At 62.2% G+C, this 26,494-nt stretch carries 21 protein-coding genes and 1 pseudogene; 17 read left to right on the top strand and 5 right to left on the bottom strand.

The features are described 5' to 3' along the window. Positions 1 to 5: 5 nt before the first annotated feature. From BLU15_RS40450 to BLU15_RS35815, 4 genes are all read left to right on the top strand, one after another. On the top strand, positions 6 to 383 hold the full coding sequence (locus tag BLU15_RS40450) for a hypothetical protein (RefSeq protein ID WP_244546928.1): 378 nt from the start codon (positions 6 to 8) through the stop codon (positions 381 to 383). Positions 384 to 1,164: 781 nt separating this feature from the next. Continuing rightward, positions 1,165 to 3,252: an OmpA family protein gene (locus BLU15_RS35825; RefSeq protein ID WP_090301954.1), complete on the top strand. Its 2,088-nt coding sequence runs from the start codon at positions 1,165 to 1,167 to the stop codon at positions 3,250 to 3,252. Between the two features lie 331 nt (positions 3,253 to 3,583). After that, entirely contained in the window at positions 3,584 to 4,612 is a 1,029-nt protein-coding gene (locus tag BLU15_RS35820; RefSeq protein WP_090301952.1) for a four-carbon acid sugar kinase family protein, read from the top strand. Between the two features lie 3 nt (positions 4,613 to 4,615). After that, complete coding sequence (locus tag BLU15_RS35815; protein WP_034796126.1) at positions 4,616 to 5,317, top strand: FadR/GntR family transcriptional regulator; 702 nt, start codon at positions 4,616 to 4,618, stop codon at positions 5,315 to 5,317. 58 nt (positions 5,318 to 5,375) lie between these two features. Here the strand turns inward: BLU15_RS35815 and BLU15_RS35810 are convergent, their stop codons facing one another. From BLU15_RS35810 to BLU15_RS35800, 3 genes are read right to left on the bottom strand one after another with little or no spacing between them, the layout of a single operon-like run. Continuing rightward, positions 5,376 to 6,494, bottom strand: coding sequence for an iron-containing alcohol dehydrogenase (locus BLU15_RS35810; RefSeq protein WP_090301950.1), 1,119 nt, complete (start codon positions 6,492 to 6,494; stop codon positions 5,376 to 5,378). Positions 6,495 to 6,498: 4 nt separating this feature from the next. Next, positions 6,499 to 7,455 carry a 4-hydroxythreonine-4-phosphate dehydrogenase PdxA gene (gene pdxA, locus BLU15_RS35805; RefSeq protein WP_090301948.1) on the bottom strand — a complete coding sequence of 319 codons (957 nt, stop codon included), beginning with the start codon at positions 7,453 to 7,455 and terminating at the stop codon, positions 6,499 to 6,501. Further along, positions 7,452 to 8,648: a sialidase family protein gene (locus BLU15_RS35800; protein WP_090301946.1), complete on the bottom strand. Its 1,197-nt coding sequence runs from the start codon at positions 8,646 to 8,648 to the stop codon at positions 7,452 to 7,454. Before BLU15_RS35800 ends, pdxA begins: the two co-directional genes overlap by 4 nt. Positions 8,649 to 8,878: 230 nt before the next feature. On the opposite strand from BLU15_RS35800, the gene BLU15_RS35795 reads away from it, so the two are divergent. The 6 genes from BLU15_RS35795 (at position 8,879) to BLU15_RS35770 (ending at position 15,741) form a co-directional block, all read left to right on the top strand. After that, positions 8,879 to 9,748, top strand: a complete 870-nt coding sequence (locus BLU15_RS35795; protein ID WP_244546927.1) for a DMT family transporter — start codon at positions 8,879 to 8,881, stop codon at positions 9,746 to 9,748. A gap of 56 nt (positions 9,749 to 9,804) precedes the next feature. Further along, a complete protein-coding gene (locus BLU15_RS35790) occupies positions 9,805 to 11,274 on the top strand; it encodes an ABC transporter substrate-binding protein (protein WP_210333340.1) in 1,470 nt (489 codons plus the stop codon). A gap of 87 nt (positions 11,275 to 11,361) precedes the next feature. After that, the gene (locus tag BLU15_RS35785; RefSeq protein ID WP_034796335.1) at positions 11,362 to 12,276 is read left to right on the top strand and encodes an ABC transporter permease; all 915 of its coding nucleotides are present in this window, start codon (positions 11,362 to 11,364) and stop codon (positions 12,274 to 12,276) included. Between the two features lie 10 nt (positions 12,277 to 12,286). Then, positions 12,287 to 13,210 (top strand): ABC transporter permease, encoded by a 924-nt coding sequence (locus BLU15_RS35780; protein ID WP_090301944.1) that lies wholly within the window; start codon positions 12,287 to 12,289, stop codon positions 13,208 to 13,210. Beyond that, the gene (locus BLU15_RS35775; protein WP_090301941.1) at positions 13,203 to 14,822 is read left to right on the top strand and encodes an ABC transporter ATP-binding protein; all 1,620 of its coding nucleotides are present in this window, start codon (positions 13,203 to 13,205) and stop codon (positions 14,820 to 14,822) included. The genes BLU15_RS35780 and BLU15_RS35775 overlap by 8 nt, the downstream gene beginning before the upstream one ends. Before the next feature lie 28 nt (positions 14,823 to 14,850). Continuing rightward, on the top strand, positions 14,851 to 15,741 hold the full coding sequence (locus BLU15_RS35770) for a dihydrodipicolinate synthase family protein (RefSeq protein ID WP_060643879.1): 891 nt from the start codon (positions 14,851 to 14,853) through the stop codon (positions 15,739 to 15,741). A 33-nt stretch (positions 15,742 to 15,774) separates the two neighbouring features. On the opposite strand, the gene BLU15_RS35765 is transcribed toward BLU15_RS35770, so the two are convergent. Further along, positions 15,775 to 17,790, bottom strand: coding sequence for a transcriptional regulator (locus BLU15_RS35765; RefSeq protein ID WP_090301938.1), 2,016 nt, complete (start codon positions 17,788 to 17,790; stop codon positions 15,775 to 15,777). Positions 17,791 to 17,869: 79 nt separating this feature from the next. Between BLU15_RS35765 and BLU15_RS35760 the strand changes: the two genes are divergently transcribed. Then, complete coding sequence (locus BLU15_RS35760; protein WP_090301936.1) at positions 17,870 to 18,958, top strand: PLP-dependent cysteine synthase family protein; 1,089 nt, start codon at positions 17,870 to 17,872, stop codon at positions 18,956 to 18,958. An 11-nt stretch (positions 18,959 to 18,969) separates the two neighbouring features. Further along, positions 18,970 to 20,472: a pyridoxal phosphate-dependent decarboxylase family protein gene (locus BLU15_RS35755; RefSeq protein WP_090301934.1), complete on the top strand. Its 1,503-nt coding sequence runs from the start codon at positions 18,970 to 18,972 to the stop codon at positions 20,470 to 20,472. A 57-nt stretch (positions 20,473 to 20,529) separates the two neighbouring features. Here BLU15_RS35755 and BLU15_RS35750 read toward each other — a convergent pair whose 3' ends face one another. Then, positions 20,530 to 21,333, bottom strand: a complete 804-nt coding sequence (locus tag BLU15_RS35750; RefSeq protein WP_090301932.1) for a class I SAM-dependent methyltransferase — start codon at positions 21,331 to 21,333, stop codon at positions 20,530 to 20,532. 104 nt (positions 21,334 to 21,437) lie between these two features. Between BLU15_RS35750 and BLU15_RS35745 the strand changes: the two genes are divergently transcribed. The 5 genes and pseudogenes from BLU15_RS35745 to BLU15_RS35725 all read left to right on the top strand — a co-directional run. Beyond that, a complete protein-coding gene (locus BLU15_RS35745; RefSeq protein WP_090301930.1) occupies positions 21,438 to 22,571 on the top strand; it encodes an ABC transporter substrate-binding protein in 1,134 nt (377 codons plus the stop codon). Positions 22,572 to 22,630: 59 nt separating this feature from the next. After that, positions 22,631 to 23,770, top strand: coding sequence for an ABC transporter substrate-binding protein (locus tag BLU15_RS35740; RefSeq protein WP_090301928.1), 1,140 nt, complete (start codon positions 22,631 to 22,633; stop codon positions 23,768 to 23,770). Then, complete coding sequence (locus tag BLU15_RS35735) at positions 23,770 to 24,837, top strand: FecCD family ABC transporter permease (protein ID WP_244546931.1); 1,068 nt, start codon at positions 23,770 to 23,772, stop codon at positions 24,835 to 24,837. The genes BLU15_RS35740 and BLU15_RS35735 overlap by 1 nt, the downstream gene beginning before the upstream one ends. Then, the gene (locus tag BLU15_RS35730) at positions 24,831 to 25,583 is read left to right on the top strand and encodes an ABC transporter ATP-binding protein (RefSeq protein ID WP_060518046.1); all 753 of its coding nucleotides are present in this window, start codon (positions 24,831 to 24,833) and stop codon (positions 25,581 to 25,583) included. Before BLU15_RS35735 ends, BLU15_RS35730 begins: the two co-directional genes overlap by 7 nt. 567 nt (positions 25,584 to 26,150) lie before the next feature. Beyond that, positions 26,151 to 26,494, top strand: a pseudogene (locus BLU15_RS35725) (NAD(P)(+) transhydrogenase (Re/Si-specific) subunit alpha); the annotation flags it as partial.

Below are 26,494 nucleotides of genomic sequence, written 5' to 3'. Positions count from 1 at the left end.
ATGCGTTGTTTCACACGTTCCTCGTCTATGTCGCAAGCTCCGGCCGACCGCCGCACGAATTGGTGCGTCCCTCGCTCGTGAAGCTCGACGAGGCTTTCGTAAAAGAGTTCGAGGGCATGACATCGGAAGCAGTCAGCCGTAACGAGTTGGAAGGGGTGAGGAACCGATTGACCGGCGATATTCTCGCAAGGCTGGATGAAAAGGCCATGCGGTTCCTTCTAACGCTCCATGACGGCGAGCCCGATTTCGACGCGATCGGCCTTCCACAGGCAGCGGAGCTTCCGGCTGTCCGCTGGAAGGTCCTCAACCTCGTAAAGCTGAAGGAACAGAACCCCGCGAAACACCTCAAACAGCGCCGTGAAATACAGGGCATTCTTTCTTAAATCTGGCCCAGCGGTTCTGGGTACCTCACATCGCCGACATGCCTCACATGCCCAAGCCCAGTCCCTTCTTCAGCCCGCACGTGAGGTCATAGGCCCGGCTCAACTCCGCCCGGTGTGTCCTATTGACAAGGCTGGCGACGTCCTTGATGCGGTCGACTACGGCCGGATCTTTCAACCCCAGACGATCGAGCTCCTTCTTGAAACTTCGCGATCCGAACTGCCAAGACGTCGCTCAAGAGCGCGAGCCAGGGGCTTAGCCACTTCCAGCACCTGGCGGCCTTCCGGCGTGCCGGAGAGCTCCGCGAGCAATGGTGGCGGCGGAGAGAGTTTTTTGCCGACACCACTTCATCCAGGATCACCAGGACGGACGTCTGCTCCGCCGATGGGGAGATCGAATCCCAGCACGCCCAATGCGGTCACGCGCCTTTGCCGGGGGTAAGTGAACGGCCATCCGGATCGCCTAGCGTCGCGGCTGGCGGCCGCTCAAGCTGATCGCCACGACGTAGACCCCCTCGGTGATCATGGCTGCTCGTACACCGGCCGAAACTCTTCATTTTTTCCTTTCCGTTTCCCGGGACGGACCGCCCGACCCTGCAGCGAGCAGTTTCGCAATAGGTCTGCTCGGCGGAACCGTTTGCTCGCAGCTGCGTTTGGACTAGCCTTTGACGGACACAAAAGTCGGAGGTTTGGGTGATGGCCCCACGTGTGCCGCCTCGTAAGGCGCGCCGTTTGTAAAAGCGCCAAAGGGCGCTGGGGCCTCCCAGTAACAGGAGTGAAAGTCATGTCGATCCCTTCCAAACTTTTCGCAACGGTGGCCCTTCCAGTCTTCGCCGCATCATTCGTGATTGAGCCGGTGCTGGCCGAGAGCCTGAGGGTGCCGTTCCAGGTCGCTCAGGAAGGCGTCGACCAGCAGTCACCCGAGGATTTGCTGCTGCTCAAGAAGCGCAAGAAGCAGCAGGCCGGGGGAGAAGGGCAGGTAGAACAACAGCAACCGCAGGCCGAGGAGCCGCAGCGCCAGACAGAAGAGCCATCCCGCAAGAAGCGCAAACAACAGGCTGAAGAACAGCAGCCCGGTAGCGAGGATGGCGCGCCGCGGCAGGCTGAAGAGCAACAGGCGCCCGAGCGCAAGAAGCGCAAGCAGCAGGCAGAAGAACAGCAACCCGCCATAGAGGAAGGCGCCCCGCGGCAGGCTGAAGAGCAACAGGCGCCTCAGCGTAAAAAGCGCAAGCAACAGGCAGAAGAACAGCAACCCGCCATAGAGGAAGGCGCTCCGCGGCAGGCTGAGGAACAACAGGCCCCTGAACGAAAGAAGCGTAAGCAGCAGGCAGAACAGCAACCCGCAATTGAGGAGCGCACTCCGAAGAACGCAGGGGAAGCTGAGGTGCCGGTGCCCAAGAAGCGCCAGCAGCAAGCTGAAGGTCAGCAGCCGGAAGAGCAGAAGGCGCCTGAACAGCGTGCCGCACCGTCCACAGAGCAGCCGGCGCCACAGACCGGTGAGAGTGAGCCGCAGCCCATTCCGGGGTCTGAACAGCCCGCGACGGCCGAGCAGCGCCAGAGTGAGCAGCCTAAGGCCAAGCCTGTACCTGTTGTCGTTGACAAGCGCACGAAGGCAGACAAGCGCAAGATCGCCCAGGATCCGGCAGCGACGGACGAAACCATTGTGCTTCCGGTCGATAACGGCGCGGCCGTGCTCGACAGTGACAAGGACGCCGACAAGTCCGGTGGCGACCAGGGGCGCGAGGCTCGGCGCAAGCAGCGCGAAGAATTGCGCGTCCAGGAAAAGAACGTAGCGCCGCCGACGGACGACGCCGCGGCCCAGGCTGAAATCCCGGCCGACGTGCGGCAGGCGGCCCCGCAGAGGATTGAGGCCGGGATCAAGGAGGAAGGTCGACGCGTTGACGCGGCGCCAGCCTTCGCGGTTCCGGACACGACGAACATCGTTAACAATACCGTCATCAACAATACGGTGATCAACAACAGGACTGTCAACAACACGACGAACAATGAAGTGGCCGAGGTGCGCGTGGTCGAGAGGCTCGACGATCGTGTCGTCCTTGGCGTCGGCGACCAGATCTTCGTGCGTGGCGACGATCGTCCGCGCCTGCGCCACGGCGCGCGGGAGGCGTATTACGACGAGCTTCCGCGCGGCCGCCTGCGTGAAACGATCGTGCGCCCGGGCGGCTACCAGATCGTCACCGTCTATGACCGTTACGGTGACGTCTTGCAGCGCTCACGCGTCGACAGCGACGGCAGCGAATATGTGTTGATGTACGCGCCGGACTATCAGGACGAAAGGCGCCCGGCGATCGTTGATGTCGGCTATGACCTGCCGCCGATGCGCCTGGCGATCCCGGTCGATGACTACATCGTCGACTACTCGCAGGAGCCGGATCGAGATTACTACGCCTTCCTGTCCGAACCGCCGGTCGAGCGCGTGGAGCGTGTCTATACCATCGATGAAGTCCGAAATTCAGCCCGTCTCCGTGACAAGGTCCGGCGCATCGATCTCGACACGATTCATTTCGAAACCGGCAGCGCCGAAGTGTCGATGTCGCAGGCAAAGACGCTGCGAACGGTCGCCGACGCCATGCAGAAGGTGCTCGGCAAGGATCCCGGCGAAACCTTCTTCATCGAGGGGCACACGGACGCTGTCGGTTCCGACCGGTCGAACCTCGTCCTCTCCGACGAGCGTGCCGAGTCCGTCGCGGTCCTTCTGACGGAAGTCTACGGCATCCCGGCGGAAAACCTGGTGACGCAAGGTTACGGCGAGCGTTTCCTCAAGATCAGTACGCCCGAGCCGGAGGAAGAGAACCGCCGTGTCACCATCCGACGCGTGACGCCACTGGTACGCCCAGTCGCGCAGCGATAATGCTCGCGACCTCCAGCCACCATGCGTTCGCGACGGCGCCGGGAAGCTCTGTGTCGTTCGGTCCGATGGCGTGGCGCCCTTAGACGAGAGCGCCGAAAACCGTCGCAGTCCTCGTGATCGAGGTCTATGGCATCGCGGCGGGAAACCTGCCGTTGCCAGGCTATGGCGAGCGCTTCCTGAAAATAGGCACACGGGAGCCCGAGAACGAGAATCGATGCCTAACCTCGGCCGCGGTAGAGTGCGCATAATTTGTAATTTCGTTTCAAAAAATATTGACATTTCAATATAGAGTTGACAATTAAAGATAACAACAAATCGTGTGGGTTTTGAGATGCTCGCCATTGTCGCTGATGATCTGACCGGCGCTCTGGATGCCGCGGCGCCCTTTGCCGCGAGGGGCTTTTATGTCGAAGTCGCTTTGGCGCCCGAAGCGATCGGTGATGTCCTGAAAACGGGGCCGGACGTGGTTTCGGTCAATCTCGGATCGCGAGAACTCAGCCCCGCATCAGCCAGGCAACGGACAGTTGCCACGCTCGCCGCGCTGCCTTCGGGTTCGCGCATCTTCAAGAAAGTTGACTCCCGTCTAAAGGGCAACATCCTTGCCGAACTCGACGCAATGTCTTTCGGATCGGCGCTCGTGGCGCCCGCCATCCCGGCCTTCGGTCGGGTTGTCATGTCGGGCAGCGTGCAAGGCTTTGGGGTAGATGCGCCCATCTCCGTTGCCGAAAAGCTTGGCCGGCATGCGGCCAAGGCCGTCATCCCGGATGTATCCACTGAAGCCGAGATGCGCGCCTTGCTTGAGAATGCGGAAAGAAGTGGTACGGATCTGCTGATTGGAGCGCGCGGTCTGGCCGAGGCGCTTGCCGAACGGATGAGTGGCGGTCAACAACCGCGGGCTGCCCAGGTGATTGCCGGTAGGGCTTTGTTCGTCATTGGGTCCCGAGACCCGATTACCCTTGCCCAGATCGACACGCTTCGCAACGACCTTGCCTTATCCTATTTGCCCGCGCCCAACGGGCAGCTTTCGGCCGCAGACGACACCGGCGGCGCAATCACGCTCGTTCAGGCGGTGCCGGGTGAAGGGGAGGTGACGCCGGAGGCCGTTTCCGAGGCGCTTGCCGAGAGCGTCTGTCCGGGCCTTGTCGAACGGGCAGGGACACTGCTTCTGTCCGGCGGCGCAACTGCAGAGGCAGTTTTGAGGAAAATGGGCATCCAGCGTTTTCGCCTGCTGGGCGAGTGCCTGCCCGGCCTGGGCTTGGCTGAGGTCGATGGACGTTGCATCATTGCCAAGTCGGGCGGATTCGGCGCGCCGGATACGCTTAAGGAAATCGCGGAGGCTGTCCTTCGCAAGATGGGATGACGGATGGGACTGGAGAACGGAACAGCACGCAAGAGCCTCGGCGATCTCGTCTTTGAGCGCATGCACCGTGCGATCAAGTCCGGCGCCTACAAGCCGGACGAGCGCTTGCCGACCGAGCACGAACTGGCAAGTGAATTCGAGGTTTCCCGTCCGATCATTCGCGAGGCGTTGCGCCGGCTGCGCGAGCAGGGTTTCATCTATTCACGCCGCGGCGCCGGCAGTTTCGTTCGTGCTGTCGGCATGCGTGAGCCGCTGGGCTTCGGACAACTGGAAAATGTGGCTGATCTTTTGAACTGCTACGAGTTCCGATTGACGGTCGAGCCGGCTGCCGCGCAGGCTGCTGCCGAGCGGCATGACGCGGCCAGCTTGTCCGCCATCCGCCAGGCGTTGGAACTGATGCGGGACGCCACCAACCGGCAATCGCACCGGGAGGATGCGGACTTCCAGTTTCATCTTGCGATCGCACGTGCGGCCCAGAACAGCTATTTTTTCACGGCAATGGAAGCGCTCAAGGATCACATAGCCGTCGGGATGCGGTTTCATGGCGCCTCGGTCAAACGGGAGACGACCGGGCTGACGCGCGTTTTCGGGGAGCACGAAGCGATCGCGGAAGCGATTGCCGCGCGTGAAGGCGTAAAGGCGAGACAACTCATGCATGACCACCTTTCCGGATCCCGCGAACGTCTGTTCCAAGCGACCAAGTAATCGACAAAGCAAAAACCCCGGCAGGCGCCGGGGTTTCGTCTTTTGCATAGTCTATGGATCAAAAGGCTGCCTTGTAGACGGCAAGCACGTCCTCCACACTCATATCGCTCGGGTTGTTGTCCATGAGCCTTCGGTTGGCATGGGCCTCGCTTGCATAAAGCGGCAAGTCGTCGGCACTTGCGCCGTGAGCGGCAAGCGACATCTCGATGCCGAGATCACGGCAGAAGCCACGGGCAGCGCCCAGGAGTTCCCGGGAGGAGAGATTTTCGCCGAGACCAAGCGCCTTTGCGACTTCTGCCGTCTTGCCCGCGGCAGCCGGTTGGTTGAAGGCGAGCACATGCGGAAAGATGATGGCGTTTGCCAATCCGTGGGGCAGGCGAAGCCGCGTGCCGAGCGGATAGGCGATGGCATGGCCAGCCGCGGTGTTGACGGGCCCAAGGCAGATGCCGCCGTAGTAGGAAGCAAGCATCATCCCTTCTCGCGCCTCGGTATCGGCTCCATCCCTGACTGCGCGGGCGAGATGTTTGCCCACGAGCTTGAAGCCCATTCGGGCAAAGCCGTCGATCATCGGATGGGCGCGGCGATTGGTGAAGGCTTCCACGCAATGGGCCATGGCATCGACGCCGGTGGCGGCGGTTACCGCCGGCGGCACGGAATAGGTGAGTTCCGGATCGAGGACAGCCAGGTCGGCAATCATGTGCGGGCTTTCGACCGCGATCTTGTTTCCCTTGACCGGGTCGGTGATGAGCGAGCGGATCCCGGCTTCCGAGCCGGTGCCGGCGGTCGTTGCGACCTGAGCAAGGCGCGTGTTGCGGCCGAGAACCCGGTTTGGTCCGGCGACATCGGTAAGGGTCTGCTCGGAGTCCCAAAGCACGGCGACAAGCTTGGCGACGTCAAGCACCGACCCGCCCCCAAGGCCGACGATAAGGTCCGGGCTGTTTTGGCGCGCGAAGTCGAGTGCGGCATCGAGCGTGTCGACATCGGGTTCGCCCGGGATGGCGTCGAACACCGCAACGCGGCCGGAAAGCTTCAGGCGGTCGACGAAGCCTGCGGTGATCGGAGTGGCGATGACGAGCACTGAACGGGCATTGGCCGCCCAGGCGCCGACCTCTGCGATTGTGCCGGCGCCGACGGCGAGGCGGCGCGGCTGATAAAGGGTAATGGGAGCGATGGTCATGGTGTCATCCTCGCTTGGCGTCGTCTGCCACCAACTTGCGGGCATAGGCGATGGCGGAGTTCATGTTGCCGTGGTTGGCGATCCCCTTGCCGGCGATGTCGAAGGCCGTGCCGTGATCGACCGAGGTTCGGTCGATCGGCAGGTCCACCGAGACGTTCACGGCGGTGTCGAAGGCGACGAGCTTCACGGGGATGTGCCCTTGGTCGTGATACTGAGCGACCACGAGGTCGAAAGCGCCCGAATAGGCGCGATGGAACACCGTATCTGCGGAAATCGGCCCATAGGCATCGATGCCTTCCGCGCGTGCTTGCGCAACGGCCGGCACGATCTGGTCGTCATCCTCGGTGCCGAACAGGCCATTTTCGCCGCAGTGGGGATTGATGCCGGCGACCGCGATTTTGGGCGCTACGTAGCCGATACGTTTCAAATGAGCGTCGCCGGCGCGGATCGTGGCGAGCACCCGTTCGGTCGTGGAGCGTCGGATCGCCTCCTGCAGCGCCACGTGGGTGGAAACGTGGATGACCTTGAGGCGCTCGGAGGCAAGCAGCATGTAGGCGGCCTTGGAGCCCGTGAGGCTGCGCAGCATTCCGGTGTGGCCGTCATAGTGATGACCAGCAAGGTTCAGCGCTTCCTTGTTGATGGGCGCCGTGACGATGCAACCGATCACGCCGGCTTCTGCGTCGCGCACTGCCTTTTCGATGAAGCGAAAGGCCGCGTCGCCGGCGACAGGGCTCAACTGTCCCCAGGCAAGCGGCGCACCTTCAATCGGCAGATCGACGACATGTCCGGTGAGATCAACCTCAAGACCGAGAGCGGCGCGGGCCGCTTCGAGCGTCGCGAGGTTGCCGTAGATCCGGACCGTATCGCGTTCTTGCGGCGACATGTCGGCCAGCGCGCGCACCGAAATCTCGGGGCCGACGCCGCACGGGTCGCCCATGGTTATGCCGATGATATTGCTCATGAAGGTCTCCGTTGGTCAGCGTGGTCCCAGCCAGGGGCCAGGCGGACATATTTGATGGCGCGCCGGTGGTAGGTGTAGGCAAGGTGCATGGCGCCGTCCGGCCCCTCCAGCAGCCAGGGATAGGACATCTCCTTGTTGCGGCCGTCGGTGGAGTCATTGGAAAGGCATGTCCCGGGGCCGTCCTCGATCAGCAGGAGCATGGGAAATGTCTTGCCGCCATCTTGAGAGAGGCAAAGAGAGACTGGCGCGCGCCGGACACCCCAGATCGGAACGCAACCGCCCGTGGGGTCGGCGTCCGGGCGGTTGTCGTCCTCGCCGAGCTCGTCATAAAGCGACGTGCGTCGTTCGGCGGTGTCGGCCGCGCTGACGGGGTTGCAGATCATCGCGATCCGGCCGTCTTTCAGACTGAGAGCGGCGATCGAGGAATTGTTGTTCGGGATGTCACTGGCCTCGGGCCTGGACCAGGAGCGGCCCTCATCGAGGCTCTCGGTCCTGTAGACCCAGTCGGCCTGCCGCCGGCGGAAAAAGGCAGCAAGACGGCCTTCGCCAAGCGACACCGGCGACATGTGCACGCAGCCAATGGAGTGATCCAGTTCTTCCAGTTGCCAGGTCTCGCCCTGATTAAGCGAAATGCCGACGGCTGCCGTATCATGGCTGCCGTTCCACTTCTGCCCGGGGCGCTGAACGCAGCGAAAGATCGGCAGCAGCCACGCGCCGTCACCGCGCACCACAAGCGGCGCGCGGATGAAGCAGCCACGGGGAAGGTCCAGATAACGGCCCTCGCTGGTCGTTAGTGCCAGCGGATCGGAAGCATCGCGGCGGACCTCAGCCATCCGGATCCGGCACTCGTCCTGATTGCCTGAGGGTTGGGAGGTGTGAAAGAGCCACAGCCTGCCATCGGGCGCAGTGAAGAGCACAGGGTTTTGCTCCGAATGCGCGGCATCGAAGCTCAGGCGCTGCGGCGGTCCCCATTGCGTCGCCCCCTTGGGCAGCACCGAAGCAAAGATGGAAATGTCCGATTTGCCCTCGAGCGTGCCGCCGAACCAGGCGCAGGCGAGCGCGTCGTCTGCAAGCAGATGCAGGAAGGCTGCATGGTTCTGGATCATCGGCGACGGCAACAGCGCTTCCATACGCTCGGGCGACACGGTTTGAAGCAGGCCATTCATGCTGCGGGCGATTTCTTCAGGGTCCATGAGTTCCTCCTGTGTGCTTCGAAAATCACCAATTTTTCAAAGTTGTCAAGTTTTAAAAAGTTACAATGCGATGGAAGTATGTTTTCGAAACCATATAAAATATTGATTTACAAAGCATATTTGTTACGGTCGTTTCCAGGCAAAATTTACATAGCGAATTAATTTGACAAACTTTGAGGAAAGGTGGATTGTTTGAGCAAGCCGGCAAGAGGATGCCGGGAGGAGGTCTTATGCTGGAAGCCAGCCCGAAGGGGGCTAAGATGGCGGTCATGTTCGCGGTTGGTGCAGCGATCCTTGCTGCCGCCGACGCGGTGATCGTGCGGGCGCTGAACGGCGCCGTGCATCCTTTCGTCATCGGCTTCTTCCGCGCTTTCTTCGGCGCGCTCATCCTTCTGCCTTTTGTTGCCCTGCGCCCATCGGTGCTCAAGTCGAGCCACCCCTTGCGTCAGCATGCGGTCCGTGCCGGCTTCAAGCTGCTCGCCATGGTCGCATTCTTCGCTGCCTTCAGCTGGGGGCCGCTTGCCGACGTGACGGCCATCGCCTTCACGTCGCCGATCTTCCTTTTGCTCGGTGCCGCACTGGCGCTGGGCGAAAGGCCCGGCCCGGCCATGATCGGTGCGGTGGTGCTCGGTTTTGCCGGCGCGATGCTGATCATCGGCCCCTCGGGAACCGGCTTCAGTCTCGCCATCCTTCTCGCTCTCACTGGCGCGGTGCTCCAGTCGACCATTCAGTTGATCCTGAAGTCCATGTCGAAGGGCGATAAGACCTCAACGCTGGTCGTCTGGAACCTCCTTTTGACCGTTCCGATCGCGCTTCTTTTCGCCTTGCCGTTCTGGACCATGCCTGGGGCAAGGGAGATGACGCTTCTGGCGCTGCAGGGTGTCGTGGGAACTGCCTGCATGGGTATGATGACCCATGCTTTTTCACTCGCGCCCGCCACGATCGTCGCGCCGGTCGATTTTTTGCGCCTGCCGCTCGTGGCGCTCGGCGGCTTCGCGCTTTTTGGCGAACAGATCGCCCTCACCACCCTTTGCGGCGGCGGGCTCATCGGTTGCGCGGCGCTAATTGCCGCGCGATCCGGAAAAGCAACATCCAGCTGAACGAATTTCACTAGGGAGGAAATGCCGTGAAGAAATTATTTGTCTTGAGTGCACTCATGTTGAGTTCGGCCCTGTCGCCCGCATTCGCCGGGTCCGGCCCCATTAAGATCGTGCTGGCCGAGGAGGCCGACCTGCTGGAGCCCTGCATGGCCACGCGCTCGAACATCGGCCGCGTCATCATGCAGAACGTCAGCGAAACGCTGACCGAACTCGACGTTCGCAGTGACAAGGGCGTCATGCCGCGCCTGGCCGAAAAATGGGAGCAGAACGAAGACAGCAGCTGGCGCTTCCACCTGCGCAAGGGCGTCAAGTTCTCCGACGGCACGACCTTCGACGCCAAGGACGTCAAGCACAGCTTCGATCGCATCATGAGCGACAAGAACACCTGTGAATCGCGCCGCTACTTCGGCGGCATCACGGTGACCCCGACGGTCGTCGACGACTACACCATCGATTTCAAGGCCGATCCGGTTCAGCCGATCCTGCCGCTGCTGATGTCTCTCGTCACGATCGTGCCGGAGGAAACGCCGCTTGAGTTCGTGCGCGAACCGGTCGGCACCGGTCCGTACAAGCTGACCAACTGGACGCCGGGCCAGCAGATCGTGCTGACCAGCCGTGACGACTATTGGGGCGCAAAGCCCGAAGTGACGGAAGCCACCTATCTGTTCCGCGCCGACCCGTCGGTGCGCGCAGCCATGGTGCAGACCGGCGAAGCCGACCTTTCGCCGTCGATCTCGCAGCTCGATGCCACGAACCCGGCAACGGACTTTTCCTACCTCGACAGCGAAACCGTCTACCTGCGCATCGATCACAACATCGAACCGCTGAACGACGTTCGTGTCCGCCGCGCGCTCAACGTCGCCATCGACCGCCAGGCCTTCCTCGGTACACTGGTTCCCGAAAGTGCATTGCTCGCCACCGCGATCGTGCCGCCACCGACGCTTGGCTGGAACCCCGACGTAAAGGTCTTCCCCTACGATCCGGAAGGCGCAAAGAAGCTGCTTGAGGAAGCCAAGGCCGATGGCGTCAAAGTCGACACGCCCATCACCATCATCGCCCGTTCTGCAAACTTTCCGAACGTGACCGAGATCATGGAAGCCATTCAGGCGCAGCTTGAGGAAGTCGGCTTCAAGGTCGAGCTGAAATTCGTCGAGGTCGCCGAGCACGAGCAGTACTATTCCAAGCCCTTCAAGGAAGGTCGCGGCCCGCAGATCGTTGCCGCCATGCACGACAATTCCAAGGGCGATCCGTCGTTCTCGATGTTCTTCAAATACGCAACCGAAGGCACCCAGTCCGGCTTCTCCGATCCGAAGGTCGACGACCTGATCAAGCGCGCGTCGGCTGCCGTCGGCGACGAGCGTGCCAAGCTCTGGTCGGAACTGATCGCCTATGTGCATGACGATGTCGTTGCCGACGTCCTGCTCTTCCACATGGTAGGCTTCTCCCGCGTTTCCGAGCGGCTCGAATTCAAGCCAACGATGGCGACCAACGGGACGCTGCAGCTCTCGGAGATCAAGATCAAGTAATCTGCCCTGGCGAACGACAGGTTCGCCAGTCACAACAGCAATCAAGGCGGTGGGATGATCCCGCCGCCGGATTTCTTCGAGGGCGCCATGCTGAAATTCGTTCGAAAACGCGCCGTGGCCAGTCTGATCTCGCTCGTCGGGCTGCTCGTCATGGTCTTCTTCCTGTCGCGGTTGACAGGTGATCCGGCCGCCTTGTTCCTGCCGGTCGAAGCCTCCGCAGAGATGAAGGCGCAATTCCGCGAGCTGCATGGCTTGAACGATCCTATGCTGGTGCAGTTCGGACGCTATGTCGGGGACGTCGTCACCGGCGATTTTGGCGAATCCCTGCGCAAGGCGCGTCCTGCTCTGGACGTGGTGCTCGAGGCCTTCACCTGGACGCTCTGGCTCGCAGTCATCACCATGACGCTGGTCGCTGGTGCTGCGATCGTCGTCGGTTCGCTTGCCGCCTTCCGCGCTGGAGGCTTCTTCGATCGGCTCTCCTCGCTGATCTCGCTGGTCGGCGCTTCCGTTCCCGATTTCTGGATCGCCATCGTCGCGATCGTCGTCTTTTCGGTAAACCTCGCTTGGCTACCGACTTCGGGCACGGGGTCGCTACTTCATTGGATCCTGCCGATCTCGGTTCTGTTCATCCGGCCTTTCGGCATCATCGTCCAGGTGGTGCGCGGCTCGATGATCGGGGCGCTTTCTTCGGCCTATGTGAAGACGGCGCGCGCCAAGGGCGTCAAATCGGGGCCGATCATCTTCGTGCATGCGCTGCGCAACGCCATGCTGCCGGTCATCACCGTCATTGGCGACCAGGCCGCGAGCCTTTTGAACGGCGCGGTAATCGTCGAGACCATCTTCGGGTTTCCGGGCGTCGGCAAGTTGATGATCGATTCCATCTTGCAGCGCGATTTCAACGTCGTGCTCGCCGCCATCCTCGTCACGGCGCTGGCGATCTTTCTCATGAATCTGCTGATCGATCTGGCCTACGCGCTGCTCGATCCGCGCATCCGGCACTGAGGAGGGGACAATGACCCTGCAGACCGCCGATACCGTTGTTACCGGAGAACCGGGCTTTGCGACCCGCATGTTCCGCATGCTGCTTGCCGACAAATTCGCGCTTTGTGCCGCGCTCTTCCTGCTTTTCGTTCTCATCATCGCAATCATCGGGCCGACCTGGCTCGGCGATCTCGCGACCAAACAGAACCTTAGAGGCCGCAACGCCGTGCCTTTCGACTGGGAGCGCGGCTGGGTCTGGTGGATGGGGGCTGATGCCCTCGGGCGGCCGCTGCTTGCCCGCATCATCGTCGCCACCCAGAACACGCTGATGGTGGCCGCCGGTGCGGTCGCGCTTTCAGCAACCGTCGGCACCTTCCTCGGCCTTGTCGCCGGCTTTTCCTCGCCGCGCATCAATCAGATCATCATGCGGCTTGCGGACGTGATCATGTCCTTCCCGTCGCTGCTGATCGCGGTCATCGTTCTCTATATTCTCGGCTCGTCGATCCTGAACCTCATGCTGGTGCTGGCGATCACACGCATCCCGGTTTACCTGCGAACCACACGCGCCGAAGTGCTGGAAATCCGTGAACGCATGTTCGTGCAGGCCGCGCGCGTGATGGGCGCATCAAGCAAGCGCATCCTGTTCCGCCACATTCTGCCTGTCGTGCTGCCGACGCTGACGACGCTTGCGACGCTCGACTTCGCCTATGTGATGCTGGCCGAAAGCGCGCTTTCGTTTCTCGGTATCGGCATCCAGCCGCCGGAAATCACCTGGGGCCTGATGATCTCGCAGGGACGCCAGTACCTCACCAACGCGTGGTGGCTTTCGTTCTGGCCCGGCCTTGCGATCATCCTTACCACCATGTCGCTAAACCTCCTGTCGAACTGGCTGCGCATCGCGCTCGACCCAGTGCAGCGCTGGCGTCTCGAAATGAAAGGTCGCAAGAATGGCTGACCATCTCCTGGAAGTTCGCGACCTGTCGGTCGAGTTCCACACCGCAGTCGGCGTCGTGAAAGCGGTCCGCAATATCTCCTACCATCTCGACCGTGGCGAGACGCTCGCAATCCTTGGCGAGAGCGGATCCGGCAAGTCGGTCTCCTCCTCGGCGATCATGAACCTGATCGACATGCCGCCGGGACGCATCAGCTCGGGCGAGATCCTGCTCGACGGCGTCGACCTGCTGACAATGCCGGCGCAGGAAAGGCGAAAGGTCAACGGGCGCCGTATCGCCATGATCTTCCAGGACCCGCTGAGCCATCTCAACCCGGTCTATACCGTGGGCTGGCAGATCCGCGAGGCGCTCACCACCCACGGGACCGATGCGGCGAAAGCTGCTTCCGAAGCGTTGCGGCTGTTGACCCGGGTCGGCATCCCCGACCCGGAGCGCTCGCTCGACAAATATCCGCACGAATTCTCCGGTGGCCAGCGCCAGCGCGTCATGATCGCGATGGCACTGGCACTCAGGCCAGATCTCCTGATCGCCGATGAGCCGACGACGGCGCTCGACGTCACGGTGCAGGCCGAAGTGCTCGCGCTGCTTGAGGAATTGCAGCGAGAGACCGGCATGGCGGTCCTCATCATCACCCACGATCTCGGCGTGGTCGCAGAGATCGCCGATCGCGTGGTGGTGATGGAAAAAGGTGTTCTGGTCGAAGCCGGCACGGTGCGCGAGGTCTACAAGAACCCGCAGCATCCCTATACCAAGAAACTGATTGCCGCCGCTCCAGGCAAGGGCGAGATGCATGTGCCAGCCTCTCGCGCCGAACCCGTTCTTTCAGTTCGCGACGTGCGCAAACGCTATGGCTCCTTCGAGGCGCTGAAGGGCCTGACGTTCGACCTCATGCCCGGCGAGACCATGGCTGTCGTCGGCGAGAGCGGCTCAGGCAAGTCGACGCTGGCGCGCATCCTGCTTCGCCTCGACGAACCGGATAGTGGCAGCGCCTTGTGGAAAGGCCGCGACCTCTTCACCATGTCGCCGGCCGAACTCTACAAGCTGCGCCGCGACCTGCAGATGGTCTTCCAGGACCCGACGCAGTCGCTCAATCCGCGTATGACCGTTTACCAGCTCATTTCCGAGGCCTGGGTCATTCATCCGGATATCTTGCCCAAGGCAAAATGGCGCGAGCGGGTGGCTGATCTTCTTGTGCAGGTCGGTCTCGGCCCGGAGCACATGGGCCGCTACCCGCATCAGTTTTCCGGCGGCCAGCGCCAACGCATCGCAATTGCCCGCGCACTCGCACTCGAGCCGCAGCTGATCATCTGCGACGAGGCGGTCTCGGCGCTTGACGTTTCGGTGCAGGCGCAGGTGATCGCGCTGCTCGACCGGCTGCGCAAGGAAATGGGTATCGCCTTTATCTTCATCGCCCACGATCTGCCGGTGGTGCGCGACTTTGCCGACCACGTCATGGTCATGCAGAAGGGCAACATCGTAGAGCTTGGCACGGTGCGCGAGGTGTTCGACGCGCCGCAGCAAGACTATACGCGTGCGCTGCTTGCAGCCGGCCTCGACCCCGATCCCGACGTCCAGGCCGCTCATCGCGCCGCCCGTCTTCAGCGCGCGTCCTGAGGCGCCGTCCATTGAGAGGAAAATCCGCATGACCAAGCAAGCCTTCGTCGCCCTCGTGACCTGCTTCAACGACGACGAGACCATTAACTACCAGGCGACGCGCGCCCAGGTCCGCCGACAGGTCGCAGCCGGCAACAACATCATGTGCGCCGGAACCAACGGTGACTTCACCGCGCTGACATACGAGGAAAAGGTGCGCCTGACGGAGGAGGTGGTTGATGAGGTCGGCGGCCGCGTCAAGGTGATCGTCAATGCCGGCATGCCTGCCACCTTCGAGACAGTAAAACTCGCCCGAGAATTCGACCGGATCGGCGTCGACGGGATCGCAGTGATCACGCCGTTCTTCATTGCCTGCACCCAGGATGGCCTTGTCCGTCATTTCTCGACCGTCGCCGATGCCGTGAAGACGCCAGTCTACCTCTATGACATACCCGCCCGCACGCAGAACCATATCGAGCCCGACACGGCGCGCGCCCTTGCCGGCCACGGCAACATTGCCGGCATCAAGGATTCCGGCGGTGCGAAAGAAACGCTGGAAGCCTATCTGCAGGTTGCCAACGAGGTCGATGGTTTCGAAGTCTACTCCGGCCCCGATCATCTCGTGCTCTGGGCACTGCAGAATGGTGCGGCTGGCTGCATCTCGGGCCTCGGCAACGCCATGCCGGATGTACTTGCAGGTATCTTGAAGGCCTTCAATGCCGGCGACGTTGTCGAAGCGCAGAAGCAGCAGGCAACCTTTGCTGCCTTTCGGACCGACCTCTATGCACTCGGCTTTGCCCCGGCGATGGTCAAGCGCGCCCTCTACCTGCAGGATGCATCTGTCGGTGCAAGCCGACAGCCAGCACTTCTGCCAAACAAGGCACAGGACGAACAGATCGCTGAAATCCTTGAGCGCTACCGCCTTCTCCAGCGGCTCTAAGACACGCAGGCGAATTTGGCCGGCACCGATCACTCAGGTCGCCAGCCCGATCAAGGCCGCCACTTGGCGATATCGGGCGATGACGTCGGGTGTGAAGTGGAAGGCGTCGAGGAAATTGTCCGTCCGGTAATCCGGGTTCTGCAGGCGGATGCGGGCCGCGTAGCTGCGAGCCTCACTGAGGCGTCCGGCGAGCGCAAGACAATGGGCTGCGATCGCGAGGATGTGCACATGCGCGTTCGGACGGGCTGCCGCCTTGATCGCCCAGTCTGCAGCCTCCTCGAAGGCGCCGAGCCGGATGAGGGCAATCGCGCGGGTGCCGAGCATGCCGAACAGCAGCGGGTCGTAGGGGCTCAAAAGCCGCGAGTAATCGGATGCGGTGATCGCCGCTGCGGGGTCGCCGGACTGCGCGTGCACGAAGGAGAGCGCATAGTGCCCGAGGGCGAAATTGGGGCTGAGAAGGACCGAGTGCTCCAGTGCGCGCACCGCCTGGTCGTGGTCTCCGGTCAGCCAGAGGGCACGCCCCATCGACCAGTGCGCGGCGGGGTTCTGATCGTCAACCAAGAGGCTCTGCCCGGCGGCCTTGAGCGCGTCCCGGGTCTCGCCGTCGCGGTCGCCCCAGCGCTGGAATGCCCTTTGCCAGTGGGTGAAGGACAGCCCTGCATGGGCGCGTGAGAAGGTTGGATCGAGGCGTGTCGAAAGGCGGAAGAACTCGGCGGCGCGCTCGTTTTCCTCGGCGGTGAAGCGAAACATGTGCCAGAGGCCGCGATGATAGGCCTCCCAGGCGTCGAGCGAATCCGGAGGCTTCAGGATCGCGCGGTTGCGCTCTTCGTTCTCGATTTCAGCGGCGATCGACGACACGATGCTGTTGCTGATCTCGTCGACGACGGCAAAGTGCTCGGCCGCGCGCGCCTCGAATCGCTCAGTCCAGACGATATGGGCGGTGGCCGCCTCTGCGACCTCCACGTTCACGGCGATCCCGAGTTCGTGCTGTTCCAGGAAGCCGGTGGCGACATAGTCGACGCCGAGCCGGCGGCCGATTTCCGGCAGTTCGAGCCCTTCGCCAGCGATGGCAAAAACAGAGCCTCGGGCAATAACGAAGAGACTGCGCAGGCGCGCCAGCTTGCTGATGACGTCATGCGCGACCGCGCTGCCGAGATCGTTCCGGCCCGCCCCGCCCGCGACAAGTTCGCGGAACGGCATGACGGCAATCGAGGCGCGGCGCGCGACCGTCACGTGGATGGGCTCGGAAGGTCTGCCAACACCGTCAGAAACGACGACGACCGCCGGTTGTCGGGGCAGGGGCCTGAGGCGTTCCCATGCCTCTCGGATCGGCGCGAAGTCCTCGCCCTCATCGGCAAAGAGGCGCGCTGCCGCATCGAGATGCCGGTTGCAGGCGTCGCCCATCCGCCTGCGGGACAGTTCCGCCAGGAAGCGGAGATTTGCGTCTGCGTCGAGCGGCGCGAGATCGAGCCATTGCCGGGCTGCCGGCAAGCCGTCCTCACCGCCGACGGGTGTTTTCTTGCCGATTTCTGCCGCGATCTCCAGCGCGTACAGGCGAAACTCGCTCCGCACCGATGTCAGCCAGTGCTCGAAGGCAGGGCTGTTGTCAATCTCGACCCCTTCGAGCAGATCGCCTCCGCATCGTCCAGCAATCGGCCGCAACGCCTCCAGATCGAGGTTTCCGATACCGCGACGCCTTGCTGCCTGGATGTGGCGTGCGTCGATGTCACAGTCTTCGAGATCGAGTGAAATCCGGTCGTTAGCCGTGATCACGCGCTTGCGGCCATCCGTGTCCATGAGCGAGCGGATTTTGCTCAGGCTCCAGCGCAATTCACCGCGCGGATCGCTCGGCACTTGCCAGAGCAGATGGCAGAGCCGTTCCCGAGGAACCGAACCTGGCGTCAGGGCCAGATAAGCGAGCAGCGCGCGCACCTTGCGCGACGGCGGTAACGGCACGGCCACCCCGCGGCGCATGAGTTTCATCGGCCCGAGCAGCCGCAGGTCCAGCTCCTTTGCCGAAAAAACCACGTCCGGGCCATCCGTTTCCATGCGCACTCCCACGCCGGCTCCCACGCTGGCACTTTAGCATCCCTCGCCGAACCTAGCATCCGGAAGAGTGAGAGGACCCATGCCAAACAATTCTGGACTGAGAACCACGAGCGGCCGCGGGCGGCTTTTCGACAGCGTGCTGGAGACGATCGGCGACACGCCGGCGATCCGCGTCAACAATCTCGGCGTCGGCAACGCGACCATCTATGTCAAGGCGGAGTTCTTCAATCCGGCTTCGTCGGTGAAGGACAGGCTGGCGATTGCGATCATCGAGGAGGCCGAGCGCACAGGCAAGCTGAAGCCCGGACAGACCGTAGTCGAGGCCACCAGCGGTAACACCGGCATCGGACTGGCGATGGTCTGTGCGCAAAAAGGCTATCCGCTGGTTGTCACCATGGCCGATAGTTTCTCCGTCGAGCGCCGCCGGCTGATGCGCATGCTGGGCGCCAAGGTCGTTTTGACGCCGCGCGCCGAGAAGGGCCTGGGCATGTACCGCAAGGCGATCGAACTCGCCGAGAAGAACGGATGGTTCCTCGCCCGACAGTTCGAGACCACAGCCAACGCCGCGATCCACGAGACGACGACCGGCCGAGAAATCGTCAACGACTTCGCCGGCTCCCGTCTTGATTACTTCGTTACAGGCTACGGCACCGGCGGCACGGTGGTTGGTGTATCCCGGGTTTTGCGGCGTGAACGTCCGGAGACGAAGATCGTGCTTGCCGAGCCCGCCAACGCACAGTTGCTCGGCAGCGGTCATGCGCAACAGCGTGGAGCGGGTGGTGCGCCGGCCGCCAGCCATCCCGCCTTCGAGCCGCATCCGATCCAGGGCTGGACACCGGACTTCATACCCGATGTCCTGCAGGAGGCGATCGACAACCGCTACTATGACGAACTCGTTCCCATTGCCGGTCCGAAGGCGATGGAATGGGCCAAGGCGCTCGCACAGAAAGAGGGCATCTTCACTGGCGTTTCGGGCGGCGCGACCTTCGGCGTTGCGCGCCAGATCGCGGAGCACGCGCCGGCCGGCTCGGTGATCCTGTGCATGCTGCCTGACACAGGGGAGCGCTATCTGTCGACGCCGCTGTTCGAAACGATCCCGGCGGACATGGATGACGAGGAGATGGAGCTGTCGCGATCCACGCCCGGCTTCCAGCTCGCAGCCGAATAGGGAGAGGAGCGATGGGAGCGCGATCACCGAAGCCAAGCGTGGGGGCCTTCACGCAACCGGAACTCCTGACCACTCTGGAAACCCTCGACCCTCCCGATTGGTCGTCCGTCTCGGCGCTCGCCCACCGGATCGTCGACGATGCCGTTGGCCATATCGGCCGCGTGCGCGAGCGTCCGGTCTGGCAACCGCTGCCGGACGAGATCGAAGCGCTGTACCAGGCGCCGGTCCCGGATCGGCCGACACCCCTCGAGGACGTGTACCGACAGGTCAAGGACACGGTGCTCGCCTATCCAATGGGCAACATCCATCCACGGTTCTGGTCCTGGTACATGGGCTCCGGCAACTTCACCGGGGCGCTCGGCGATTTTCTCGCAGCGATCCAGGGTTCCAATCTCGGGGGTGGACGCCACGCCGCTGCCCTTGTCGACCAGCAGGTCGTCGGATGGCTGCGAGATATGATCGGCTTTCCCAAGGCAGCGAGCGGCACGCTGGTCAGTGGCGGTTCGGTGGCCAACCTCGTCGGGCTGACGGTTGCCCGCAACGCCATGGCGGGCATCGATCTGCGCGAAGAGGGCGTTGCGGCCCTCACGAAACCCATGCGCTTCTACGCCTCAGATCAGGTTCATTCCTGCCATCGCAAGGCGGTCGAGACGCTCGGCCTCGGCAACAAGGCACTTAGACGGATCCCGAGCGATTCCCGGTACCGCATCGACCTTGAGGCGCTTCGCGCGGCAATCGCCGAGGATCGCGCGCGGGGCTTCCGGCCTGCCTGTGTCATTGGTAGTGCCGGTACGGTCAATTCCGGTGCAGTAGATGATCTCACCGCCTTGGCCGGGATCGCCGCGGAGGAGAACCTGTGGTTCCACGTGGACGGGTGTATCGGAGCGCTGCTTTCGATCGCGCCCGAGAACGCCTGGCGCGTCAAGGGCATCGAGCGGGCGGATTCCGTCGCACTCGACCCGCACAAATGGCTGCATGCCCCGTTCGAAGTCGGTTGCGCGCTTGTGCGGGATCGGACGAGGCACCGGGAAACCTTTGCGGTGTCGCCCGAATACCTCCAAGGCATGTCACGTGGCATCGCTTCCGGCCAATGGCTTCACGAATTCGGCTTTCAGACCAGTCGCGGCTTCGTGGCGCTGAAGGTCTGGATGGCGCTGATGGAGCACGGCATCGCCAAGTTCGGCCGGCTGATCGACCAGAACGTCGCGCAGGCCGCCTTCCTCGCCGATCTCGTCCGTTCGAATCCGCCTCTGGAACTCATCGTTGAACCGGAGATCAACATCGTCTGCTTCCGCTATGCGCCCGAAGGTCTAAATGAGGAGCGACTGAAGGAGACCAACCTCGAGATCATGCTGCGCCTGCAGGAAACCGGCGTGGCGGCGCTTTCCGACACGACGATCCGGGGCAAGCATTGCCTGCGCGCGGCGATCTGCAATCATCGCACCCGCCCGGACGACCTGAACCTTTTAATCTCGGAGGTCCTGCGGATTGGCAGGGAGATTGCGCAGTCGTGAGCCTGGTCGTTTTTGCGCATGAACACAGTCACTGACTGCGTAGGGTTTGCCTCGACCCTAAGGTTTCGTCGCGCGAATGGCGTAGCGATGCTGCGACTGTCGCGCCAAGCCCTTGAAAAGGTTCCAGTTCGCGGCCTGGGTGCGATGGATTTCGCGAAGGTCCCTGTCGATCGTAATCTCGGTAAAGCCGGCTTCGCGTAACAGCGCGACGACGGCCTCGGCGCGGGCGCCTTGTGCGAAATGCACGCGGGAGAGGATGCTGCGGTGCGTCGCCATCATCTGCGGGGAACCGGTTGGCGTCTCAGCCTTGAACAGGCCGAGGCGCTGTCCCCATGTGCTGAGCCTAGAGAACAGCCGCTCGAGCGCGGTTGTATTGACGAAGTCGCCATCGACGATCAGCAACATGCCGCCGGGCTTCAGGACCCGTAGCCATTCGGCAAAGGCTGCGGCCGGGTCCACGAGCGTCCAGACCAGATGCCGGTTGACGATTACATCGTAATGGTTGTCGGGCTCCATGGTATTTTCGGCGTCGCCGAGGGCGAAGCGGATCGCTCGCCCACGCTTGCGCGCCTTATCCCTGGCGCGTTCGAGCATCGGCTCGGCCCAGTCGAGGCCCTGCACCTTGAAGTCGAGTTCATCGAGAAGATGCGAGATGACGCCGGTGCCGCTCGCAAGATCGAGCGCGGCACGCCCGGCGCCCGGCCCAAGGTGACGGAGAAACAGTTGATGCCAGGCCGCGCGTTCTTCCTCCGAGAAGATCTCGTGGCCCGGGGACAGATCGAAGGTTGCTGCGCGGTCCGACCAATAGGCCTTGATTTCATCGCGCAGGTTGTAGTTCTGCCGCTCCGTCACATCGCTCATGTCGATACCGCTCGTTCCTGTTTGGAGGCGTTCTAAAAGATAAATGTTGACTAATAAAGTCATGAAACATTAGATCGCCTAAATTTTCCAGCGGAGCTAAAACAATGCGGTTTTTCAACAGGGTGGCTGCGGCCGCCGCAAGCCTTTGCGTGCTTTTTTCTACGGCAGCCTTCGCTGATGTCGTGACGTTGAAGGATGTCACGGGCCGCGATGTCGAGGTCAACGTACCCGTCGAGCACGTGATTCTCGGCGAAGGGCGGCAGATCTATTTCCTCGGCGCGCTCGACCGCGACGAGCCGTTCAAGCGCGTCGTCGGCTGGCGCGATGATCTGGCAAAGGCAGACCCTGAAAGCTATGCCGCCTATCTCGCAAAGTACCCTGACATTGCCAAGCTGCCGACCTTCGGCGGCATGAAGGATGGCACCTTCGACATCGAGCAGGCGGTTGCCTTGAAACCCGATGTCGTTCTGATGAACGTCGACGCCAAGACGGCGACGGAGGAGGCTGGCTACATCGAGAAGCTTGCCAAGGTCGGTATCCCGCTCGTCTACGTCGATTTCCGCGAAAAGCCGATGGAAAACACCGAGCCGAGCATGCGCGTGATGGGCAAGCTTTTGGGAAAGGAAGAGAAGGCCGAGGAGTTCATCAAGTTTCGCGCCGAGAGCATCGCCAAGGTGACAAACGTTTTGGCGAAGGCCAATCCGAAGAAGCCGCTCGTTTTTGTCGAACGCGCCGGTGGTTACTCCGACGATTGCTGCATGTCTTTCGGTAACGAGAACTTCGGCAAGATGGTCGAGTTCGCCGGCGGCGTAAACATGGCAAAGGACATCATTCCCGGCACCTTCGGCGTGGTCAATCCGGAGCAGATCATCGCTGCCAATCCCGATCAGATCATCATCACCGGCGGCAACTGGCAGGGTTATGTGCCGGGTGGTGCCTGGGTTGGCGTCGGCTATGGCGCCGATGAGAAGGAAGCGGCCCGCAAGCTCGAAAACCTGACCAAGCGCCCGGCTTTCACCGGCGTTGAAGCCGTGAAAGACGGCCAGGTTCACGCCATCTGGCACCAGTTCTACAACAATCCCTACCAGTTCGTGGCCATCCAGCAGATCGCCAAGTGGCTGCACCCGGATCTCTTCGCGGACCTCGACCCGGAGGCGACGTTCAAGGAGTTGCATGAGCGCTTCCTGCCGCTTCCCTACAAGAGCGGCTACTTCGTCTCGCTGACGTCAGCCAAGTAAGCGGTTCGACAGCTGGAGGAGGGGGAGGACTCCGGCGTCGCAACTAAAAGGGAATGAGAATGTCGATCTTCGGGAAAATCGCGTCGGCGATGGTCGCAGCCTTGGTATTGGCGGCTTTGCCCGCCAGTGCGGCTGAAATTGTCGACGTCACCGGCCGTCGGGTCGAAATTGCGCTTCCGGCCAAGCGCGTCCTGTTGGGCGAGGCACGGCAGATCCACGTGGCCGCAGCGCTGAAAGGCGAGCATGTCTTCGACACGATCGTCGGTTGGCGCGATGATCTTTTGAAGAAGGATCCGGACTCCTACGCTGCCTATGTGGAGCGCTTCCCCGAAATTGAGAAACTGCCGCGGTTCGGCTATATCCCTTCGGGCGATTTCAGCCTCGAGGCAGGGATTGCGCTCAAGCCTGATGTTCTGACGCTTAATCTCGAAGCGCAGCAGGCGGTCGAAGAATCGGGCTTCATCGAAAAGGCCGCTGCCGCCGGCATTGCCGTCGTCTATCTCGATTTCCGCGTGGATCCTGCCGCCAATAGCGAAAAATCGGTCGAAATCCTGGGCCAGCTCTTCGGTGCCGAAGCGAAGGCCCGCGAATTCATCGACTATCGCAATGCTCAAATCGCGCTGGTGACGGACCGCCTCAAGAAGGCGGGGGAAATTGCGCGGCCGAAAGTCTTCATCGAGCGCTCTCCCGGCATCACCGGCGACGTTGTCTGCTGCCGCACCTTCGGTCCGGCCAACTTCGGCAAAATGGTGGAAGAGGCCGGCGGCCACAATATCGGTTCTGACGTCATCAAGGGGACCTTCGGCGACCTCAATCCTGAGCAGCTGATCGTCAGCGATCCGGATCATGTCATTATCACCGGCAGTAACTGGTCGGCGGAATCCGATCTCAACCAGTTCGTTAGCGTCGGACGCGGCGCCGATGCGGCGGCGGCAGAAGATCGCCTGCGCGGCCTTATGCAGCGCCCGGGCTTTCCCGGCCTGAAGGCGGTGAAGGAGGGCAATGTGCATGCCGTCTGGCACCAGTTCTACGGCGCCCCTTACGAGTTCATTCCGATCCAGCAGTTTGCCAAGTGGTTCCATCCGGAGCTCTTTGCCGACATAGACCCGGACCGGACTTTCCGCGAGTTCCATGAGAAGTTTCTGCCGGTGACCTACCGCGCGGGTTACTTCGCCTCGCTTCCAAAGAGTGGTGAATGATGGTTGCCATGACCGAACAAGTATCCAGCGTTGAAGGGCGAGGGCGCTACCGCTCTCTCGTTTTGCGCCGCTTGGTGTTGATCTTCTGCCTCATCGTCGCGCTCTTTGCGTCGGTTGCAGTCGACATGGCTCTCGGGCCTGCAAACTATCCGCTCGCGGATGTGCTGACCGCGCTCTTTCGACCGGAAACTGTAAGCGACCAGCTCCGGGTGGTGATCTGGGACATTCGCATGCCGATCGCCCTGATGGCCGTGACGGTGGGTGCCTCATTGTCGGTCGCAGGCGCGCAGATGCAGACGATCCTTGCCAATCCACTGGCAAGTCCATTCACGCTCGGCATCTCCGCCGCTGCCGGCTTCGGTGCGGCCCTCGGTCTCGTTGCCGGCGTGGCGGTTTTTCCCGTCGCCGTCCAATACATGGTGCCAATCAACGCCTTCCTGATGGCGATGTTGGCGGCGCTCTTCATCCATTTCGCCTCCACCATGCGCGGCGTTACGGTCGAAACAATCGTTCTGCTCGGCATTGCGCTCGTCTTCACCTTCAATGCCGCGCTGTCTTTGCTCGAATATCTCGCCTCCGAACAGGCGCTGGCCGCCGTCGTCTTCTGGACGATGGGCAGTCTCACCAAGGCAACCTGGCCAAAGGTCTGGATCACCGGCGCCGTGCTGCTGTTCGCCTTGCCGCTGTTTGCACGGCACGCCTGGGCGCTGACCGCGCTTCGGCTGGGGGACGACAAGGCCGCGAGCTTCGGTATCAATGTTCGAAGGCTCCGGCTCGAAGCAATGATGACGGTCAGCCTGCTTGCGGCGATCCCGGTTTCTTTCGTTGGCACGATCGGCTTTGTTGGTCTCGTCGCTCCGCACATCGCGCGCATGCTGGTCGGCGAGGATCAGCGCTTCTTCCTGCCAGCTTCTGTGCTGTGCGGCGCGCTCCTTCTTTCGGTCACTTCGGTCGTCAGCAAGATGATCATTCCGGGCGCCGTCCTGCCGATTGGAGTCATCACCGCGCTCGTTGGCGTGCCCTTCTTCTTCGTGCTGATTTTCACCAACAGGAGGCGCGCATGGTAAGCCTGTCGCTGGAAAAGGTCGGCGCGAATTATGGCCGGCGCACGGTGCTCTTAGATGTCAACACCGGTGTCTTGCGCGGCGGTGGCCTGACGGCGGTGATTGGTCCTAATGCGGCCGGCAAGTCGACGCTGTTCAAGCGCATAGCAAACCTGACCTCCGGTCCCGGCACTGTCCACCTGTCCGATACGGCCAAGGGGTCCGAAGGCATCTGCTACATGCCGCAGGATACCGGCGCCAATGCCGTGCTGACCGTCTACGAGTCGGTGCTGTTGTCGGCCAAGCAAGGCTCAGGCTGGAAGGTGAAGGACGCCGAACTCGCCGAGATCGACCGAGTGCTGGGCGAACTCCGGATCGCCGATCTCGCCTTTCGTGGCCTTGGTGAGCTCTCAGGCGGCCAGCGCCAGCTCGTCTCCATCGCGCAAGCTCTCGTGCGTAAGCCCGAAGTGCTGTTGATGGACGAACCGACCTCGGCGCTCGATCTCTTTCGCCAGATCGAGGTCCTTGGCTTCATGAAGCGTTTGTCGGCGCAGTCGGGTATGGCGGTGTTGATCGCGCTGCACGACCTGAACCATGCGCTGCGCTATTGCAACGACACGATCGTCATCAGTGGCGGGTCGGTGCTGGCGAGCGGCCCCACCCACGACGTCATCACCGCGGATATGCTGCGCTCGGTTTATCGCGTCGAGGCGCGGGTGGAGGCCTGCTCCCTGGGGCGACCGGTTGTCATTGTCGACGAATCCCTTTGAGGACGTGGACGCGCGGGTCGTTCACGTTCGAGCTCGTCACCCCTGCAAATCTGAGCAGCTACGAAAGCCGCAACTAGAACATCCTCCCAAGGGGCCGCACGGCGCGGCACGCGGCCAGACCGCGTCGCCGTGCCGCGCCGAGGGCATTGAAATAAAAACTTCCGAAGGAGGGCTTGCAGCAGCGGCCCCGTAGCGTGTCGACGCCAGGCGCCGGATTGTCAGTCGCGGCTCGGCATGATCGTTTCATGAAACGCGCGCAGGTTCGGGACCCCTCTCTGGTGAAGCGTCGCTTCACATACGCAATCGGCGGCCCCCTGGAGCCGATGCAGCACCCTCTTCATGGGGGCGTCGCCGTCCCCTTTTTGTTGGCCATTGTTGGCCGAGCGGCCCGTCGGCTGGAGTGCTTGGCCGATAAAAACGATTAGTGAAAACTAAAAAGCGACAAGAATGGACGGATTCGCGGCAAAGCGTACTGGACAGTACTCTCAAGGTTTGCTTGTTCTGCTGTCGCATTGTTGAGGGACAAGGCATTGCCTAGTCGGCAGGAGAGGACAGACAAGCATGGCGATTAAAATTGGCGCGCCGCGGGAGGTAACCGCAAGCGAGGCGCGCGTGGCGCTGACACCTGACAGCGCGGTGCAACTTGCGAAACTTGGCTATAGCAGCATCATCGAAACGGGCGCGGGCGTTGCGGCCGGTTTCTCCGATGATGCCTATCGGGCCGTGGGCGTCGAGGTGGCCCCGTCGGCAGAGGCGCTGTGGGCTTCGGCAAATGTGGTCGCCAAGGTACGGCCGCCCGAGCCGAGCGAGGTCGCTTATCTGTCTGCGGACAAGACGCTGATCTCGTTCTTCTATCCGGGCCAGAATGCCGAACTTCTGGAGCTCGCCAGGGAAAAGGGCGCCAACGTCAT

The organism is Ensifer sp. YR511 (genome assembly GCF_900103045.1).
Lineage (GTDB): Bacteria > Pseudomonadota > Alphaproteobacteria > Rhizobiales > Rhizobiaceae > Ensifer > Ensifer adhaerens.
This window is presented reverse-complemented; position numbering and strand designations above follow the sequence as displayed.

Bases quoted from the DNA above. Each gene is read 5' to 3' on its own strand.
- BLU15_RS35790 (WP_210333340.1), top strand. From the start codon at position 9,805: ATGTTGAGTTCGGCCCTGTCGCCCGCATTCGCCGGGTCCGGCCCCATT.
- BLU15_RS35735 (WP_244546931.1), top strand. From the start codon at position 23,770: ATGGTTGCCATGACCGAACAAGTATCCAGCGTTGAAGGGCGAGGGCGC.
- BLU15_RS35815 (WP_034796126.1), top strand. From the start codon at position 4,616: ATGGGACTGGAGAACGGAACAGCACGCAAGAGCCTCGGCGATCTCGTC.
- BLU15_RS35745 (WP_090301930.1), top strand. From the start codon at position 21,438: ATGCGGTTTTTCAACAGGGTGGCTGCGGCCGCCGCAAGCCTTTGCGTG.
- BLU15_RS35795 (WP_244546927.1), top strand. From the start codon at position 8,879: ATGCTGGAAGCCAGCCCGAAGGGGGCTAAGATGGCGGTCATGTTCGCG.
- BLU15_RS35770 (WP_060643879.1), top strand. From the start codon at position 14,851: ATGACCAAGCAAGCCTTCGTCGCCCTCGTGACCTGCTTCAACGACGAC.
- BLU15_RS35775 (WP_090301941.1), top strand. From the start codon at position 13,203: ATGGCTGACCATCTCCTGGAAGTTCGCGACCTGTCGGTCGAGTTCCAC.
- BLU15_RS35740 (WP_090301928.1), top strand. From the start codon at position 22,631: ATGTCGATCTTCGGGAAAATCGCGTCGGCGATGGTCGCAGCCTTGGTA.
- BLU15_RS35760 (WP_090301936.1), top strand. From the start codon at position 17,870: ATGCCAAACAATTCTGGACTGAGAACCACGAGCGGCCGCGGGCGGCTT.
- BLU15_RS35825 (WP_090301954.1), top strand. From the start codon at position 1,165: ATGTCGATCCCTTCCAAACTTTTCGCAACGGTGGCCCTTCCAGTCTTC.
- BLU15_RS35750 (WP_090301932.1), bottom strand. From the start codon at position 21,333: ATGAGCGATGTGACGGAGCGGCAGAACTACAACCTGCGCGATGAAATC.
- pdxA (WP_090301948.1), bottom strand. From the start codon at position 7,455: ATGAGCAATATCATCGGCATAACCATGGGCGACCCGTGCGGCGTCGGC.
- BLU15_RS35820 (WP_090301952.1), top strand. From the start codon at position 3,584: ATGCTCGCCATTGTCGCTGATGATCTGACCGGCGCTCTGGATGCCGCG.
- BLU15_RS35755 (WP_090301934.1), top strand. From the start codon at position 18,970: ATGGGAGCGCGATCACCGAAGCCAAGCGTGGGGGCCTTCACGCAACCG.
- BLU15_RS35810 (WP_090301950.1), bottom strand. From the start codon at position 6,494: ATGACCATCGCTCCCATTACCCTTTATCAGCCGCGCCGCCTCGCCGTC.
- BLU15_RS35765 (WP_090301938.1), bottom strand. From the start codon at position 17,790: ATGGAAACGGATGGCCCGGACGTGGTTTTTTCGGCAAAGGAGCTGGAC.
- BLU15_RS35730 (WP_060518046.1), top strand. From the start codon at position 24,831: ATGGTAAGCCTGTCGCTGGAAAAGGTCGGCGCGAATTATGGCCGGCGC.
- BLU15_RS35780 (WP_090301944.1), top strand. From the start codon at position 12,287: ATGACCCTGCAGACCGCCGATACCGTTGTTACCGGAGAACCGGGCTTT.
- BLU15_RS35785 (WP_034796335.1), top strand. From the start codon at position 11,362: ATGCTGAAATTCGTTCGAAAACGCGCCGTGGCCAGTCTGATCTCGCTC.
- BLU15_RS35800 (WP_090301946.1), bottom strand. From the start codon at position 8,648: ATGGACCCTGAAGAAATCGCCCGCAGCATGAATGGCCTGCTTCAAACC.